We start from the raw sequence: 1,719 nt of genomic DNA, 5'->3' as shown, positions 1-1,719 counted from the left end.
CTCCGGCGCTGGTCTATGGCAGTAATGGAAACGCTCCAACGAAACGCGAAACGTTGCAACAGATAGCACCTTACGATGATGTCGTCATCGTCAATACATCATTTCTGAAACTGATGCATATCTCCAGGAACAGCTTGAAGAAAACAGCATCGGCCCGTATCCCGAGCATCCTTGCGAAATCATTGAAGGATTACGACGGAATATGGGTGAACAAGCAATCCCCAATAAAAATGGAGGATTGCCTCTATGAATGGAAAGGCGACGAGACATTTCCGTCCTTGGAATACAACGCCCAGTCCGGGATGTTCTCATCATCGCGTAATCCGCTGATAATCCTTACCGACGACGCCAGCGCGATGTTCAGTCTGAACAGCTTTCTGTATCCGGCGATGTCTTCGACGAACATACAGTTCGCCAGTGCCGATTCCGTGAACGAGACCGCCAGGGAATCGGCGATGGCGCCATACATCACTTCCGTAAGCCGTGTGGCCGATGATGCGATGTACCAGTACCGTCTTGATATTCAGCAGCGCAATCTGAATCTTTGCTTCGTGGTCATCATCTTGTCCGAGACGTTTTTCTGCATGATGCAGGACGCGGTTCTCTGGATATACGAGAAGCGGAGGATGCTGTTTATCCGTCATACGTCGGGAGCTTCCTATTCGCGTATCGTGCTGTCTTACTTCATATCGCAATTGGGGCTGTTGCTTGCCGCATTGCTGGCTGCTTGGTGGTGCGTCGGGCAGCAACAGCTGCTGTCCGGGAATACTTCATTGCTGATGTTGTTGCTGTGCCTGGCGTGTGCGGTCGTCGAGTTCGCGTCGCTGCTGTCGGCGGCGCGGCGATGCTTTGCCGAGGTCGTGCAACGGACGGCTTAGATGGCTTGTTGGACATCGGCTGAGGAATGAAACGAAATTACATGGATGGAGGAGTTTGCCATGACTATCGAACTTGATGATGTCGCGTGCGTGATTCAGGGAAATACCATTTTCCGCCATATCAACGCTCAGGTCGACGGTGGCATGATGATTGCGCTTACCGGCCCGTCCGGCAGTGGCAAGACGACGTTGCTTGGCGTCATGTCGTTGCTGATGAAGCCCTCGGAAGGCGATGTCATCGTCAATGGCGAAAGCACCTTGCGGTGGACGGACCGCCAGCGCCGAGCGTTTTGGAAGGGCGCTGCGTCATTCGTCTATCAGGATTACGGAATGATCGACGAGGAAACCGTGTTCTACAATCTGACCTTCAAACACAAGCGATACAATCCCAGGCGGAACAGACTGCCCGAAAGGCTTTCGCGACTGCTGTCCGAAACCGGTATGTCGGGCAGGCTGAATGATTCGGCGGCGGTGCTGTCGGGCGGCGAGAAGCAGCGTGTCGCTTTGGTGAGGGCGTTATGGCGGCGTTCCGCCTACATTTTTGTGGACGAGCCCACGGCGTCGTTGGATGAGGCCAATCGGGAAATCGTGATTGGGCTTCTGCGACAGGCAGCAGCGAGAGGCGCCTGTGTGGTCGTCTCGACGCATGATGCCGCTTTGGTGGATATGTGCGACCGGAAAATCCGTCTTGATGGATGTGCGTGATGGGAGTGCCGGTTTGGTGGGCATGTGGTTGGAAATGTCGACTCGATGGGGTGGGGCTTGGCGAATGCGGAAGTCGATGAGTGGTGCCATCGATGGCGGAATTGGCGATTAGAAGGCCAATTCTTCCACTGGCTGG

At 54.5% G+C, this 1,719-nt stretch carries 2 protein-coding genes; both read left to right on the top strand.

Features of this window, described 5'->3' with window-relative positions; translation table 11 throughout:
* A partial coding sequence (locus B3C64_RS03795) for a hypothetical protein (RefSeq protein WP_291533844.1) occupies nucleotides 1–878 on the top strand: 878 nt, incomplete at its 5' end.
* A gap of 60 nt (nucleotides 879–938) precedes the next feature.
* The gene (locus B3C64_RS03790; RefSeq protein WP_291533842.1) at nucleotides 939–1,583 is read left to right on the top strand and encodes an ABC transporter ATP-binding protein; all 645 of its coding nucleotides are present in this window, start codon (nucleotides 939–941) and stop codon (nucleotides 1,581–1,583) included.
* Nucleotides 1,584–1,719: the final 136 nt, after the last annotated feature.

Source organism: Bifidobacterium sp. UBA6881 (assembly GCA_002451435.1).
Classification (GTDB): Bacteria; Actinomycetota; Actinomycetes; order Actinomycetales; family Bifidobacteriaceae; genus Bifidobacterium.
Note: the sequence above shows the minus strand (reverse complement) of the source record. Positions and strands in the feature narration are given on the sequence as shown.